Raw genomic sequence first — 15613 nt, 5'->3', positions numbered from 1 at the left:
CGGAACTCCGGCGCGGCGGTTTCGGGCATGCGTTCTGGCGCGCGGGCGTGCGGACGCCGAATCGGTGCTGCTCACCGAACCGGGGATGGCGGTTTTCGATACCTCGCCACCGCAGGGGCCGGGCCCTCCACCGGTCACCGCCCACCGGTCACCACCCCGACCGCGACGCCGATGACCGCGGCGTTGTAGAAGAAGCCGAGCACCGAATGCACCAGAACCTGTACCCGGATGTCCCGGTGGTGGGTCTCGACGTCGGAGACCGCGAAGGAAACCCCGATGGTGAAGGCGAAGTAGGCGAAATCCAGGAGGTTCGGTTGCCCCGATCCCGGGAACGACAGCGCGCGGTCCGGCAGCAGCGCGTAATAGGTTCGCGCATACTGTTCGGCGAAGCCCAGGTGCAGTAGAAACCAGGCCAGCAATGCGGCAACGGCCGCAACGGCTTTCGCGAATGCCCCGAACTTCTCGTCGACGTCCGCGATCATCGATACGACCGCGACCAGCCCGACGGCACTGGCCAACCCGATCGCCAGCAGCGCCGCCCAGTTGCCCTGAACCTCGGCGAGCCATTCCTGAGGATTCTCCTCGCGCCGGTTCCGCAGCAGCCGCACCGCCCAGATCCCGACGTACACGGCCGCCAGTACGTCCCAGACCACGAGCCAGTCGTTCGGCGCGCCGGCCCACAACACGGCCAGCCCCACCACCACGAGCCCTGCCTCCATAGCCCGGCTGAGGATCACTCTCGGCCTGATCATGATCCGATCATCGTCGCAGTCGGCGCTTCGTGGTCGGAGGTGCCGTCCGGCGGACACCGCGTCGTGATACGTCCCGGCCTCGCTGCAATTTTCAGGCGATCCTCAGCGCCGCGTGGTGAAGGCGGCGCGGATCCGGTTTACCGTTGTGCGATGGGGAAGCGATTCGCACCGATCCAGGCCTTCGTCGCGGCAGCCGGTCTGATCGCCGCGGTGAGTGGATGTGCTCCCTTGCACGCCGCTCCGGCCGGGGACCGGACGGTCACAGTGGAGTCGAGCGGCCTGCCACGGCAGTATCTGATCCACGAACCCTCATCGCCCGGGCCGGGGAAGCGACCGGCCGTCCTGATCTTCCACGGCGGCGGCGGTACGGCCGAAAACATGGCCGCCACAACCGGTTTCGATACCCTGGCCGACACCGAGGGTTTCCTCGCCGTCTACCCCGTCGGCTCGGACAAGAGCTGGAACGACGGCCGCGGCGCGGACACCACCGCGGGCGCGAAGCGGATCGACGATGTCGCCTTCGTCTCCGCGATCATCGACCGCCTCGTCGCCGACGACGACGTCGATCCGAACCGCGTCTATGCCACCGGCCTGTCCAACGGCGCGATGTTCACCGAGTACCTCGGCTGCCGGCTCTCGGCGAAGATCGCGGCCATCGCGCCGGTCGCCGGACCCCTTCCCGTCGCCGATGCCGCCGACTGCGCCCCCACGCACCCGCTGTCGGTGCTCGAAATCCACGGCACCGCAGACCCGGTCGTCCCCTACGACGGCGGAGTCGTGCGGATGACCTCCGGCCGCCTCGGCCCCGGCACCAGCCCCGTCCTGTCCGTCGACGCCACCCAGGAACTGTGGCGCACGACAAACCGGTGCGGCTCCGTCAGGACTGCTGAACTGCCGACTGTCGTCGACGACGGAACCACCGTCCACACCGCGACAGCCGCGTGCGCCGACGACACTCGGGTAACGGCGTATTCGATCGACAACGGCGGCCACACCTGGCCCGGCGGCCCGCAATATCTGCCCGACATCCTCATCGGCAAGGTCAGCCGTCAATTCGACGCCGCCACCGTCATCTGGCAGTTCTTCACCGGCCGATAGGCCGACCGGGTCCGTGGCGGCTACTTCGCGAGTGAGCGGCTGATGACCAGACGCTGAATCTGGTTGGTGCCCTCGAAGATCTGGGTGATCTTGGCTTCCCGCATGTACCGCTCGACGCGGAAGTCCCGGGTGTAGCCGTAGCCTCCGAAGACCTGCACCGCGTCGGTGGTCACCTTCATCGCGGCATCGGTGGCCACCAGCTTGGCGACCGAGGCCTGCCGCGAATAGGGCAAGCCGGCATCGCGACGCCGCGCGGCGTCGAGATAGGTGGCCCGGGCAGAGTCGACGGCGGCGGCCATATCGGCGAGCAGGAAACCCAGGCCCTGATGATCGATGATCTTCTTACCGAAGGCGCTGCGCTCCTTCGCATAACCGACCGCCTCGTCGAGGGCGGCCTGCGCCAGACCCGTCGCCACCGCGGCGATCCCCAGGCGCCCGGAATCCAATGCGCTCAAAGCGATCTGCAGACCTTGCCCCTCGGCGCCGATCCGCCGCTCCGCGGGCAGGTACGCATCGTCGTAATGCGCGGTGGTCGTCGGCACCGCGTGCAGGCCCATCTTCTCCTCGGGCTTGCCGAAACTCAGGCCCTCGAGGTCCTTCGGTACCAGGAAGCACGAAATCCCGCGCGACCCTTCACCGGTCCGCGCGAAGACGTTGTAGAAATCCGCGACACCACCGTGGGTGATCCACGCCTTGGTGCCGTTGAGCCGATACCCGCCGTCGGCGGGCGCGGCCTTGCACGCCACCGCCGCGGCATCGGATCCGGCTTGCGGCTCGGACAGGCTGTAGGCGCCGATTGTCGTGCCGCCCAGCATCTCCGGTAGCCATCGGCGTTGCTGTTCCTCGGTCCCGAACGCCATCAGCGGATGACACGCGAGGCTGTGCACGCTCACCGCGACCGCGACCGCCGCCCACCGCGCCGCGATCTCCTCGAGCACCTGCAGATACACCTCGTAGGGCTGACCGCCACCGCCCCACTCCTGCGGATACGGCAGACTCAGCAACCCCGCCTCGCCGAGCGTGGCGAATACACCGCTCGGATACGACTCCGACCGCTCGTGCTCATCGACGATCGGCGCGAGCGCCTTGTCCGCGATGTCACGGGTGAGCTGGATCAGTTCGTGCGCCTCGTCGGTGGGCAGCAATCGATCGACAGCCACGACATCCTCCCTCTCGGCCACGGATGGCAGTACTCGGTTATCGGCCAGAGTACTGTCCGGCGGGCAGTACTGCAAGACTCTCTTGAGTACTATTCAGGCATGACGCAGACGACTCGTGGCGGTTTCGGCACCCGGCGGCGTACCGAACTGTTCGACGCGCTGGTCGACCTCTTCCTGACCGAGGGCTTCGCGCATCTGACCCTCGACGAGATCGCCTCGCGGCTGCGGTGTTCCAAGAGCACGCTCTACACACTGGCCGGCAGTAAAGAACAACTGGTCCGCGCCGCCACCGTGCACTTCTTCCGGCGCGCCACCGACGATGTCGAGCAGCGCATCGCCACCACCACCGGAGCCCGCGCACGCATCATCGCCTACCTGTCGGCCGTCGGAACCGTCCTCGGCGCCGCATCCCAGCATTTCATGACCGACCTGGATGCCTTCGCACCGGCCCGAGAGGTGTACGAGCAGAACACCCGCCTCGCCGCGAGACGAGTCCGCGAACTCGTCGACGACGGCGTCGCGGCCGGCGAATTCCGGGAAGTCCACGCCGCTTTCGCCGCGGACCTCGCCGCGACCATGATGGTGCGCATCCAGAAGGGTGGCGTCCGCACCGAAACCGGCCTCGACGACGCCGACGCCTACCGTGAACTCGCGACCATCCTCACCACCGGCATTCAGCGATAGAGACCGCGCAGGGCCCGGCACGCGGCCTCGACCATCTCCTCGGCGCTCACCTCGATGGCGCCGTCGAGCCAGGCGGTGACCAGTTCGGCCATACCGCCGATGAACAGCAGACCGGAGGTTTCGTCGGCGGCCCGGCTGCGGCCGGAATCGCCGAGCCACGTTCGTACTTCGAGGGCCGACTCGTGCGCCAGGTGCCGCAGCAATTCGGTACGGCGCCTGCGCAAATGGGGAAACGCCACCGATTCGACGATCGCGACCCGGCCCTTGCGCGGATCCTCGACCAGCAGCCGCACGAACGCGCCGATCGATGCCCGCATACGCGCTTCCGGATCGCCTCCGGCGGCCTCGGCGGCGCTGCGGCTGTTGTCCTCGATTTCGACGGCGATCTGGTTCAGGACGGCTTCGAGCAGGGCGTCGAGTCCGGTGAAACTCTCGTAGAAGTAGCGCTCGCTGAGTCCGGCTTCGGCGCAGACCGCGGTCATCGTCGTCCGGGTTCCCGCGTCGGCCCACACCGTGAGACCGGCGTCCAGCAGGCGCGACCGGCGTTCGGTGGCCCGCTCGGCGGCGGTCGCTCCGCGGTAGACCCCTGATTGCACGGCCATGGCCCCAGCATGCCACAGCGACTTCGCGATCAAGGTTGACAGGACGCCCTTCCTGAATCAGGCTGTGACGTGAGCGGCATCACAGAGACGAGGTGTGCGATGACGGCTGACGCCCTGGAGACCAGGCCTCTCCCGACCCAGCGGCGCGAGGATCGCGGCTACCCGGTGCTCGGGCAACTGCTGCAATACGCACAGGACCCGCTGGCACTGTTCCAGCGGGAATGGGATCACTACGGGCCCGTCGCCCCGATGTATTCCCTCGGCCGGACCGCGGCTCTGCTGCTCGGTCCCGACGCCTGCGGGGAAGCGCTGCTGAACAAGGACGGGGCGCTGGCCAACGAGCCCGCCTGGTCGCGGCTGGTCGGCCCGTTCTTCCACGGCGGACTCATGCTCATCGACTTCGACGAGCACAAGCGGCATCGGCGGATCATGCAGCAGGCGTTCACCCGTCCCCGCCTGCAGGCCTATACCGAGCGACTGCATCCGGCGATCGAACAGGGTGTCGCGCACTGGGACGAGAGCGAATCCTTCCCCGCCTATTGGAAACTCAAGCAACTCACCCTCGATATCGCCGCCGATCTGTTCATGGGCGGCGCCGCGGACACCACACCGGCCGAGATGGACCGGATCAACCAGGCGTTCATCGCGTGCGTGCAGGCCGCGGCCGGAATCGTGCGCGGCAATGTGCCGTTCACCCGCTGGGGCAAGGCCTACCGCGGCCGAAAGGTGCTCGAGGACTTTCTGCGCCACTATCTGCCCGCGAAACGCGCCGAACAGAGCGACGACATCTTCTCGGTGCTGTGCCACATCGAGGACGAGGACGGCGCCCGCTTCAGCGACGACGATGTGGTCAACCACATGATCTTCCTGATGATGGCCGCCCACGACACCTCCACCATCACCACCTCCACGATCCTGCAGTATCTGGGACAGCATCCGGAATGGCAGCAACGGTGCCGCAGTGAGGCATCGGCGCTGGGGCCCGCACCGTCGATGGCCGAACTCGAGCGGCTGGAGTCCATCGATCTCGTGATGCGCGAGGCGCTGCGACTGCGCGCCCCGGTCCCGGTCCTGGTCCGCTACGCGGTGAAAGACACTGTGATCCAAGGGGTTCGGATTCCGGCGGGCACCGATGTCGTCATCGGAATCCAGTTCACCCACCTGATGCCGCAGTACTGGACCGACCCGCACACCTTCGATCCCGACCGCTTCGGCCCCGAACGCCGCGAGGACAAATCGCATCGCTTCGCGTGGGAGCCCTTCGGCGGGGGCGCGCACAAATGTATCGGCATGCATTTCGGCGGAGTGGAAGTGAAGTCGATCATGCACCGCCTGCTGCGCGACTACCACTGGCGGGTGGACCCCGCCTACGTCCCGCCCCTGGACTATCACTCCCTGCCCTATCCCAAGGACGGCCTGCCCATCACCTTCGTCCGTAACTGAGCGCGCCCCTACTTCCGAGGCAACCCCATGACCAGGGTGGCGATCGTGTTGAGCTGGATTTCCAGTGTCCCGCCGCCGATCACCCAGCTCGGGATGTCGAGTTCGTGCAGGACGACCTCGCAGTCCTTCTCGTTCAGCGCCGCGGCGGGACCGATGAGTTCCAGAGCGGCGGCCGCGGCGTCGGTGTGCAGTATCGAGGCCGCGGCCTTCGACATACTGGTGGCCGGGCCGATCCCGTGACCGCCGAGGCGCCGAATGGTCTCGCGCAGATTCATCGCCGAGATGGCGGCTCCGCGCGCACTGATCCGGCCCAGCACGCGCAGGGCGTTCTCACGGCTGCCCGCGTACTCCGCACGTTCGATGATGCCGACGATGCGGGAGTTGTGTCCCGGGTCGCGGACGCCGCCGATGAAAAGCCGTTCCTGGGCAAGGGTTTCCAGCGTCAGCGCCCAGCCCTGCCCGACCTCGCCGAGCACCATGTCGTCGGGAACGAAGGCGTCGTCGAAGAACACCTCGTTGAATTCGGCCTGACCGCTGGATTGGGTGATCGGGCGGACCGTCACACCCGCACCGTGCATATCGACCAGGAACATGGTCAGGCCACGGTGGCGTTCGGCCTCGGGATCGGTGCGCGCCAGCAGCAGTCCCCAGTCGCAGCGATGCGCCAGCGTGGTCCAGATCTTCTGGCCGTTGAGCCGCCAGCCGTCGCCGTCCTTGGTGGCGCGCAGGCTCAGCGACGCCACATCCGAACCCGCTTCCGGTTCGCTCATCAGCTGACACCAGATCTGTTCGCCGCGCAGTGCCGGCGCGGCCAGCCGGGCGAGCTGTTCGGGGTTGCCGCGCTGCAGCACGATCGGCACCACCCACTGGCCGATGCCCATGGAGGGCTGCGCGATTCCGTGCCGGTCGTATTCGTCCTGCAGGATCAGCTGTTCCAGCGGGCCCGCCTCGATCCCCCACGGTTTCGGCATCGGCGGCGACACCAGGCCGGAATCGGCGAGCAGCGTGCGGCGAGGACCGGTATTGGTGGCGTCGTGGTCACCGATCTTGCCGGGAGTCGGGTTGTCCAGGGCGGCAGCACGATCCAGAATCTCCGACACCCATGTGCGGAACGAGGAATCGGTTTCCGGCAGCGGTACCGCGAACGTGCGCGGACCACCGAGCGCCACCTCGCCGAGCCTGCGTTCCCAGCTCTCCGCCGGGCCGCCGAGCCCGGCCAGGGACATGGCCCGCCGCCAGTACAGGTGCAGATCGTGCTCCCAGGTGAAACCGATCGCGCCGTGCAGGCACAGACATTCCACGGCCGCGTGCACGGCAGTGCCGAGGGTGGTCAGCGCGGCACCGGCCGCGGCGTGCGTGCGCTGGGCCGGTTCGTCGGCGAGACCGCGCACCGCGTCCCAGGCCGCCGAGGTGGCGAGCTCACTGGTGATCAGCAGTTGCGCGGCGCGGTGCTGCACGGCCTGAAAGGAACCGACGGGACGGCCGAACTGCTTGCGGGCCTTGATGTATTCGGTGGCCGTGTCCGAACACCAGCGGATCACCCCGGCGGCTTCGGCGGCCATGAACGCGGTGGCGACCGCCTCGGCATAGCCGGTGTCGATGCCGGTGAGCTCGATTCCGGCGACCTCGCGCAAACGGACGACGGCGAGGTCACGGCCCAGATCCGATCCGGCACACGCCTCGATCTGCACACCCTGGGCGTCACGTTCCACCAGGAACCAGCGAGTGCGGTCGCCGTCGGCCGCGGCCACCAGCAGCACATCGGCCGCGGCGGCGCCCAGCACCGGGCCGGTCTCACCGCTCGAGCCGCCATCGGCGAAGCGCACCCCGTGACCCGCGTCCACCGTCGCGCCGGTCCCGCCCTCGGCGAAACGCCGCAACGTATCACGCACCGACGCAACGGTTTCCGCGGACGCGACGATGGCGCTCGTGATCACCGAAGGCAGTAGCGGGCCGGGTAGCAGCGCCCGCCCGGATTCGGCGAGCACCACCGCCATCTCGTCGAGCGTTCCGCCCTGCCCGCCCACCTCGTCCGGCAGATGCACACCGGGCAGTCCCAGCGCGACCAGGTCCGCCCAGAAGGTGGGCAGTTCGCCGGCGGCGAGCCGATCGGTGTGCTTGCGGGTGTACTCACGCGTGTGGTGGCGGTCGGCGAATCCGCTGACGGCCTGCGCCAGCGCCGCCTGATCCGCGGTCAGAGCTAGGGGCACGATCTCACTCCGCTCGGCGTCGATACGGTCCGGGTTGCCGCCCGGACACCCCGATTAGAACAGGTTGCATCGAATCGCGGAGCCGTTCACCGCGACGGCGTGCCGCCCTGAGTGGAGTGGTCGATCTCGATGCCGGTACAGCCGGGCTGCAGTGGGTAGTCGATCCCGCAGACGATTCGACGACCGAAGGAGTGGACATCGATGGTTCTGAACGAGACGTACACGCTGTCCAACGGGGTGCGCACACCCAAGCTGGGCTTGGGCACCTGGTTCATCGACGACGACAAGGCCGCGCGGGCGGTGGTCGATGCCGTCGGCATCGGGTACCGCAATATCGACACCGCGCAGGCGTACGGGAACGAACGAGGCGTGGGCGAAGGGGTCCGCACCAGCAGCGTAGCGCGAGACGAGTTGTTCGTGTCCAGCAAACTGGCGGCGGAGATCAAGAACTACGCCGACGCGGCCGCCGCCATCGATGGTTCCCTCGCCACGATGGGGCTCGACCACATCGACCTCATGCTGATCCACAGTCCGCAGCCCTGGGCCGATTTCCGCGGCGGAGACTACGCGGACGGCAATCGGGAGGCGTGGCGCGCGCTCGAAGACGCGTATCGGGCGGGCAAGCTCCGCTCCATCGGCGTCTCCAACTTCGAACAGCACGACCTCGACAACATCCTCGCGGCCTGCACCGTCGCACCACAGGTGAATCAACTGCTCGTCCACGTCGGAAACACCCCGGCCGACCTCATCGCCTACTGCGAGAGCAAGGACATCCTCGTGCAGGCATACTCCCCCATCGCACACGGGGAAATACTGAACAACCAGGACGTCGCCGCGATGGCGGACCGCTACGGGGTCACCGTGCCCCAGCTGTGCATCCGCTACACGCTGCAGCTCGGCACTCTCCCGCTGCCGAAAACGGCGAATCCGGAACATATGCGAAGCAACGCTCAGGTCGACTTCACGATCTCCGACGACGACATGCACACGTTGCGGAACATGGAACAGTTCCGCGATTACGGCGAAGCCGGCAAATTCCCGGTCTTCAGCGGCAAGTAGCCTGGACCGCTTCACCGAAACTCGATACGCCTCAACGGAACACGCAAGATCGTCGGAGAACCGGGTCTGTGCCGGGGGCGCCGGGTAGACTCACCCGGCGTGCGGGAATCGGCCGGGTCGCCGATTCCCGTTGCCCGCAACACGTTCGACCCGGCGCACCGCATTCGCCAGGGCCACTTCGTCTCGGAAAGGACTGCGACCGTGGAATCCGGCGCCCCTGTCGACCTGCGACAGAACCAGCCCCACACCGCCCGCATGTACGACTACTACCTCGGCGGCCAGGACCACTACAGCGCGGATGCGGAAGCGGCCGAGAAGGTCGTGGCGACCTGGCCCGGAGTGCGGACGGCCGCGCAGCAGAACAGGGCCTTCATCCACCGCGTGACACGGTTCCTGGCGAACGCGGGGATTCGCCAATTCCTCGATATCGGAACGGGTATCCCGACCGAGCCGAATCTGCATCAGGTGGCCCAGGAGGTCGCCCCCGACGCACGAGTCGTCTACGTCGACAACGATCCGATCGTGCTCGTCCACGCCCGGGCGTTGATGATCAGCTCCCCGGAGGGACGCACCAACTACATCTCCGCCGACGTCACCACCCCCGAAGCGATTCTCGACGCTCCCGGGTTGCGCGAGACACTGGACCTGACCCGGCCGGTCGCGGTCAGCCTCAACGCGCTGATGCATTTCGTGCCCGACGAGCAGGACGCTTACGGCATCATCGAGACGCTGATGAAGCGGTTCGTCCCCGGCTCGTACCTCGTGATGACGCATGTCACCCCGGATTTCGATCCGGCGGCGATAGGCACCGTGGTCGAGATCTACCGCCGCAGCGGCCTGCCGTGCCAGGTCCGCACCCGCGACGAGTTCGCGCGCTTCTTCGACGGCATGGAGCTGATCGAACCGGGCGTCGAGGTACCGCACCGCTGGCACCCCGACGGTGTCGCGCCCCCGAAGAAGATGGACGCCCAGGTGTCCGCCTACGCGGCCGTCGCCCGCAAGTGATCCGGTCCCGGCAGCGGCCGAGTCCGGCCCTGCCGCAACGGTTTCGGCACTCGCGCCCCTGAACGCCGTCCCCGCGCTATCGGCACGCGGGACGGCCGAACGACGTGCGGCCGTCGGTGATTCGCAGCGCCTTGAGCCGGGCGTACAGCGTGGTGCGGCTGATGCCGAGATCGTGTGCGGTCTTGAGTTTGTTGCCCTGATTGCGCCGCAGCGCCTCGACGATGGCATCGCGCTCGGCGCGCTCACGCCCGGAGAGGCGGCGGGCCCGCGAGGACACGCGGTACCGGTCCGGAAGGTCGGCCACGGTCACGTCACCGCGATGGCGGTGCCGCAGCACGTGTGCCAGCACGGCCTTGAGTTCGTGCAGGTTGCCCGGCCACGGGTGGGTGGCGAGCAGTTCGATCACGCTCGGCAGCAACCGGACGTCGGCGGACGGATCGAGTTCGCGCAGCAGGGTTTTCGTGATCGCGGGCAGTTCGGCGGCGCGTTCGTGCAGCGGCGCCACGTCCACCCGCTGCACGCACCTGGCCGCCAGCGCGGCGTGCGCGCCGTGGCTGTCGCGCAGCGGCAGCGAGGTGAGCAGCACCCTGCGGCCGCGCGCGGCGTCGATCACGTCGATCAACTGGTCCACGACCGGCTCCGGCAGGGCATCGACGCCGTCGATGCACACCGCGCCGCCGGGACGGGACAGGTCCGCCCGCAACCTGTCGATCCACTGCTGGGCGCCACCCGCCGCGACCTCTGCGCATTGGTGGAATTCCACCTCGTCACCGCGCGTCATCCGCCGCGCCTCGCTACTGCGGCCGGAGCCCCGTTCGCCCACGATCAGAATCGGCCCCGCCGTCGCACCGTCCAGCGCCCGCTGCCCGGGTCTGCCCGTCCGCACCATCGTCATGGTCGCCGCCTCGTCGATGGGTTCAAGGTGGAACAACATGCCGGTGCCGGCGCCGGGCGCCTGCGACAGATGAATGCGCACCGCCGCACCGGAGGCGAGCCGAACCTCGGTGACCTGCGGATGTGCCACGGTTCGCTCGGCCAGCAGACGCAACAGCGCGTAATCGGAGGGGCCGAGCAGATCCACCGCGCTCTTGTTGGTCAGCACGATGTCGTCACCGACCGCGGCGATGGCGCGCCGCTGCCGGGACACGGTCTGGAACGCGGCCAGCAGCGCACGTTCGGACGCCTTGGCCTGATCCAGCAACCGCTGTTCGATGTCCTGCGCCGCCCGCTGCAGGAAGGGACCGAGCAGCGGATCGGCGTGGGTGTTGGTGCTGGTGATGTCCAATGCGCCGACCAGGCGGCGCGTGACCGGATGCAGGATCGGGTGACCGTAGCAGGTGAATCCCTTGAAGCGCTCGATGTAGTGCTCGGAGCCGTTGACGGCGATGCCGCGGCGGGTTTCCAGCGCGGTACCGAGCGCATTGGTTCCGAAGGTGTCCTCGGCGAGGCTGGTTCCGCTCCGGATGCCGAGTGTGTCCAGCGCCTGTTCGAAGCGCGGATCGCCGAACCACCGGTAGACCAGCCGGCAGTCGCGATCCGCGAGCAGCAGGCTGTAGGCGGTGTCGGCGAGGGCGACCGCCATCTGATCGAGCACCGGTCGTGCGGCCTCGAGCAGCCGGCTGTGGGGATCGACCTCCACCGCGGGCAGATCGGGAAATCCGTCGAATTCGGGTGGCACGCCGGATATTTTCGAGCGCCGCCACGACAACTCGATTTCCCGGCGCGGCGCCGAGGCCGTCGCATCGCCGCACTGCGATGTCGCCATCGGGTGCTACCTCCTGTCTGCCGGCACACGCACGCCGGTCGCGGTTCCCCGGCCTTCCCACGGTTCCGGATGAGGACCGCGGCCGCCACCGTCGCGGCGGCCGCGGCCGGACCTACGATCCGGCGTGGATCACCACACCACGGATATTCTTGCCCTCGCGCAGGTCCTGATAGCCCTGATTGATGTCTTCGAGCGAATATCGCGTGGTGATCAGCTCGTCCAGCTTCAACTGACCGCTGTCGTAGAGCCGCAGCAGCCGCACGATGTCGTACTGCGGGTTGGCGGATCCGAACAGCGTGCCCTTGATGGTCTTCTCGTTCAGCGTCAGGTCGGCGCCGGAGACGTGAACGGTGAGCTTGGCCGGATCGGCCAGGCCCGTCACGACCACGATCCCACCCTTGCCGATGACGCCGAAGGCGGCCGACACGACCTCCTCGGTCACCGTGCCGACGGTGATGATCGCCTGGTCGGCACCCTGCCCCCAGGACAGTTCGACGACCTTCTCGGCCGCCTCCTCGGCCGTCGGAAAGGCATGGGTGGCACCCATTTTCAGCGCCATCTCGCGTTTGAAACCGACCGGATCGACCACCACGACGTACTTGGCCCCGGCGTGGACGGCGCCCTGCACCGAATTGATGCCCAGGCCGCCGATGCCGTAGATCACCGTGATGTCACCGGCGCGCACGTTGCCCGAGTAGACGGCACTGCCCCACCCCGTCGGCACCCCGCAGCCCACGACGACCGCGGTCTCGAGCGGCAGCCAGTCGTCGACCTTCACCACCGAATGCTGGGAGATCGTCGCCCGCTCGGCGAAGGTGCCCAGCATGCACATCGCGCCGAAATCCACTCCGCCGGAATGGAATCGGAACGTCCCGTCGGGCATACAACCGTCCAGGATGGTCGCGCCCATATCGCACAGGTTCTGCCGGCCGGTCGAGCAGTACCGGCAGGTGCCGCAGTTGGGAATGAAACTGCACACCACGTGGTCGCCGGGAGCGACCTTGGTGACGCCGGGACCGACCTCCTCGATGATTCCCGATCCCTCGTGCCCGCCGACGATCGGATAGCGCGGCGGCAGATCACCGTCGGTCAGATGCAGGTCGGAATGGCACAATCCGGCGGCGGTGTAGCGGATCAGGACCTCGCCGGGACCGGGACCGTCCAGGTCGAGTTCCATCAGTTCGAAGGGTTTGCCGGGCTCGACGAGTACTGCTGCTGTTGTCTTCACGAAAGTTCTCCTGCGCTGGGATCAGAGGGCGACGTTGACCGACTTGGTCTGCAGATACAGGTCCAGGCCGTCCGGACCGAGTTCACGCCCCCAGCCGGACTGCTTGTAACCACCGAAGGGCATCGCGGTGTCGAAGCCGTTGTACTGGTTGATCCACACCGAGCCGGCTTTCAACTCGCGGGCCACCCGGTGCGCTTTGGAGATGTCGCGGGTCCAGATGCCCGCGGCGAGGCCGTAGATCGAATCGTTGGCCTGATGCGCGGCCGCCGCGACACCTTCGTCGGCGTCGAACGGCAGCGCCGCCACGACCGGGCCGAAGATCTCCTCGCGCACGATGCTGAATTCGGGCCGCACATCGACGAATACGGTCGGTTGCACGAAGTATCCGGTGTCGCCGTGGCGGCCTCCGCCGGTCAGCGCCGTGGCACCGTCGGCGAGACCGGCCTGCAGATAACCGGTGACACGGTCGAACTGCTCCTGCGATACCAGCGGGCCCAGTTCGGTGGCCGGGTCCAAGCCGGGGCCGATCTTCACCCGCGAGGCGGCCTCGGCCACCGCGCCGGTGAAATCGCCGAAGATCTTGTCCTCCACATACAGTCGCGTCCCCGCGACACAGCACTGGCCGTGATTGAACAGCCAGGCGTTGAGCGAGCCGGTGACCGCGGCGTCGAAATCCGCGTCGGCGAACACCACATTGGGGCTCTTGCCGCCCAGTTCCAGCGACACCTTCTTCAGATTGCCCTTGGCGGCGTCGACGACCAGCTTGCCGACCTCCGTGGATCCGGTGAAGGCGACCTTGTCGACGCCGTCGTGCGCGGCCAGGGCGGCGCCGGCATCGCCGAATCCGGTCACGATATTGACCACGCCGGGCGGGAATCCGGCCTCCTGGAACACCTCTCCCAGCAGCAACGCGGTCAGCGGTGTCTGTTCGGCGGGCTTGAGCACCACCGTATTCCCGGCAGCCAGGGCGGGGGCGAGCTTCCAGGCCGCCATCAACAGCGGGAAGTTCCACGGCACGATCAACCCGCAGACGCCGACCGGCTCGCGCAGGGTGTAGGCGTGGAACCGGCTGCCGGGCGGCGCGAACGGCATCGACACATTCACTGTGCTGCCCACGATCTTGGTCGCCCAGCCCGCGTAGTAGCGGAAGACGTCGGCCGCCCACGCGGTGTCCACGACGGTGGCGATCGTGGCGGATTTACCGTTGTCCAGCGCCTCGAGTTCGCCGAACTGCTCCGCGCGTTCGGAGAGAATGTCGCCGACCCGCCACAGCAACCGTTCGCGCTCATTGGGTTTCATCCACTGCCACGGCCCGCTGTCGAACGCGCGGCGGGCGGCGCGGACGGCGCGATCCACGTCGGCCGCCTCGCCGTGGGCCACCTCCGCCAGCACGCTGCCGTCGGCGGGATTGTGCGTCGGGAACGTCCGACCCGATCCGGCATCGGTCCATTCGCCGTCGATCAGCAGCTGCTTTCGACCGCTGAGTACCGCCCGAACGTCCGCCCGGATCGGGAACTCGGAGACGACCGTCATCGAAACCTCCTGGATACAACACGATGTGATGCAAGCCATAGTGGGATGAATCGAGCATCGTGAAGTGTCCAGTTTCTGAACACCGACGTATCAGTCCGCGGCCGGAAGAACGACGACCTTGCCCGGCAACGTCCCCGCGGCCGCCCGGGTGTGCACCGACGCCAGCTCGGCCAGCGGAGCACGCTCGTCGACATCCACGATCAGCTCGCGAAGATCCACGCGCGCAACGAGTTCCGCCAATTGCCGCGCATCGCTGCGGACGTAGACGTCCACCGCGCGCACGCCGCGCGCCTCGTCCGCCGGGGCGGGCATCCACACGGTGGTGCCGACCACGACGCCGCCGTCGCGGACCAGACCGGCCAGCGCCGCGTACTCGGCCGGGCCGATCGGCGCGAGGTTGAGCAGGACGTCGACGGGCTCGGTCACCGCGGCGGCCACATCGGTGGTGGTGTGGTCGATGACCTCGTCGGCACCTCGCGCCGCGACGCGCTCACGACTGCGGGGGCTGCCGGTGGCGATCACGTAGGCGCCGGCCGCCCTGGCCAGCTGTAGTGCATAACCGCCCACGGCCCCGCCGGCGCCACTGATCAGAATCCGCTGGCCGGGCTTCAACCCGGCGTGGTCGAACAGCGCCTGCCACGCCGTGAGACCGACCACCGGGAGCGCGGCCGCATCGGTGAGCGGGATACTCGCCGGCGCCGCCGCCAGAATCTGCGCGGACGCGAGGACGTACTCCGCCGCGGCCCCGTCGTCGGTGAACGGCAGGAAGCCGACGACCCGCTCACCGACCGCCCACTCGGCGACGCCCTCGCCGAGTGCGTCGACCGTTCCCGCGACGTCCACGCCGGGAATGTGCGGCAGGGTCAGCGGCATCGGGCCCTGCATGAACCCCGCGCGAATATTGCCGTCGACGGCGTTGAACGAGGTCGCCGCGACCCGCACCCGCACCTGCCCGGGACCGGGAACGGGCAGGTCGACGTCCTCGTAGCGAAGAACGTCGGGATCGCCGTACTCATGAAATCGGATCGCCTTCATCGTGGTGCCTCACTCTCGATGTGATGTGCTTCGAACTCG

General features: G+C 67.9%; 13 protein-coding genes. 5 read left to right on the top strand and 8 right to left on the bottom strand.

What is annotated here, in order from left to right; all coding sequences use genetic code 11:
* Positions 1-134: 134 nt before the first annotated feature.
* Entirely contained in the window at positions 135-752 is a 618-nt protein-coding gene (locus AC5592_RS29750; protein ID WP_036510578.1) for a DUF1345 domain-containing protein, read from the bottom strand.
* 150 nt (positions 753-902) lie between these two features.
* On the opposite strand from AC5592_RS29750, the gene AC5592_RS29745 reads away from it, so the two are divergent.
* The gene (locus AC5592_RS29745; RefSeq protein WP_036510574.1) at positions 903-1850 is read left to right on the top strand and encodes an extracellular catalytic domain type 1 short-chain-length polyhydroxyalkanoate depolymerase; all 948 of its coding nucleotides are present in this window, start codon (positions 903-905) and stop codon (positions 1848-1850) included.
* Between the two features lie 20 nt (positions 1851-1870).
* Here AC5592_RS29745 and AC5592_RS29740 read toward each other — a convergent pair whose 3' ends face one another.
* Positions 1871-3010 carry an acyl-CoA dehydrogenase family protein gene (locus AC5592_RS29740; RefSeq protein WP_036510570.1) on the bottom strand — a complete coding sequence of 380 codons (1140 nt, stop codon included), beginning with the start codon at positions 3008-3010 and terminating at the stop codon, positions 1871-1873.
* Positions 3011-3109: 99 nt separating this feature from the next.
* Between AC5592_RS29740 and AC5592_RS29735 the strand changes: the two genes are divergently transcribed.
* Positions 3110-3694, top strand: coding sequence for a TetR/AcrR family transcriptional regulator (locus AC5592_RS29735; protein ID WP_063066120.1), 585 nt, complete (start codon positions 3110-3112; stop codon positions 3692-3694).
* On the opposite strand, the gene AC5592_RS29730 is transcribed toward AC5592_RS29735, so the two are convergent.
* The gene (locus AC5592_RS29730; protein WP_063066119.1) at positions 3685-4296 is read right to left on the bottom strand and encodes a TetR/AcrR family transcriptional regulator; all 612 of its coding nucleotides are present in this window, start codon (positions 4294-4296) and stop codon (positions 3685-3687) included. The genes AC5592_RS29735 and AC5592_RS29730 overlap by 10 nt on opposite strands.
* 99 nt (positions 4297-4395) lie before the next feature.
* Between AC5592_RS29730 and AC5592_RS29725 the strand changes: the two genes are divergently transcribed.
* Positions 4396-5739 (top strand): cytochrome P450, encoded by a 1344-nt coding sequence (locus tag AC5592_RS29725; protein ID WP_036510560.1) that lies wholly within the window; start codon positions 4396-4398, stop codon positions 5737-5739.
* An 8-nt stretch (positions 5740-5747) separates the two neighbouring features.
* On the opposite strand, the gene AC5592_RS29720 is transcribed toward AC5592_RS29725, so the two are convergent.
* Complete coding sequence (locus AC5592_RS29720) at positions 5748-7949, bottom strand: acyl-CoA dehydrogenase family protein (protein WP_063920418.1); 2202 nt, start codon at positions 7947-7949, stop codon at positions 5748-5750.
* 201 nt (positions 7950-8150) lie between these two features.
* On the opposite strand from AC5592_RS29720, the gene AC5592_RS29715 reads away from it, so the two are divergent.
* Both AC5592_RS29715 and AC5592_RS29710 read left to right on the top strand, forming a co-directional pair.
* Positions 8151-9008: an aldo/keto reductase gene (locus tag AC5592_RS29715; RefSeq protein ID WP_063066117.1), complete on the top strand. Its 858-nt coding sequence runs from the start codon at positions 8151-8153 to the stop codon at positions 9006-9008.
* A gap of 99 nt (positions 9009-9107) precedes the next feature.
* On the top strand, positions 9108-10013 hold the full coding sequence (locus AC5592_RS29710) for an SAM-dependent methyltransferase (RefSeq protein ID WP_232329610.1): 906 nt from the start codon (positions 9108-9110) through the stop codon (positions 10011-10013).
* Positions 10014-10089: 76 nt separating this feature from the next.
* Here the strand turns inward: AC5592_RS29710 and AC5592_RS29705 are convergent, their stop codons facing one another.
* From AC5592_RS29705 to AC5592_RS29690, 4 genes are all read right to left on the bottom strand, one after another.
* Positions 10090-11778, bottom strand: a complete 1689-nt coding sequence (locus AC5592_RS29705; protein WP_063066116.1) for a sigma-54-dependent Fis family transcriptional regulator — start codon at positions 11776-11778, stop codon at positions 10090-10092.
* Between the two features lie 112 nt (positions 11779-11890).
* Positions 11891-13006 carry an NDMA-dependent alcohol dehydrogenase gene (locus AC5592_RS29700; protein ID WP_063066115.1) on the bottom strand — a complete coding sequence of 372 codons (1116 nt, stop codon included), beginning with the start codon at positions 13004-13006 and terminating at the stop codon, positions 11891-11893.
* Between the two features lie 21 nt (positions 13007-13027).
* Positions 13028-14539 (bottom strand): aldehyde dehydrogenase family protein, encoded by a 1512-nt coding sequence (locus AC5592_RS29695; protein ID WP_063066114.1) that lies wholly within the window; start codon positions 14537-14539, stop codon positions 13028-13030.
* Between the two features lie 90 nt (positions 14540-14629).
* Positions 14630-15574: an NADP-dependent oxidoreductase gene (locus tag AC5592_RS29690; protein WP_063066113.1), complete on the bottom strand. Its 945-nt coding sequence runs from the start codon at positions 15572-15574 to the stop codon at positions 14630-14632.
* Between the last annotated feature and the right edge of the window lie 39 nt (positions 15575-15613).

Origin of the sequence: Nocardia violaceofusca NBRC 14427 (assembly GCF_963869435.1) — a bacterium.
GTDB lineage: Bacteria > Actinomycetota > Actinomycetes > Mycobacteriales > Mycobacteriaceae > Nocardia > Nocardia aobensis.
The sequence above is the reverse complement of the archived record's forward strand: the minus strand, read 5'-3'. Positions and strand labels throughout refer to the sequence as shown.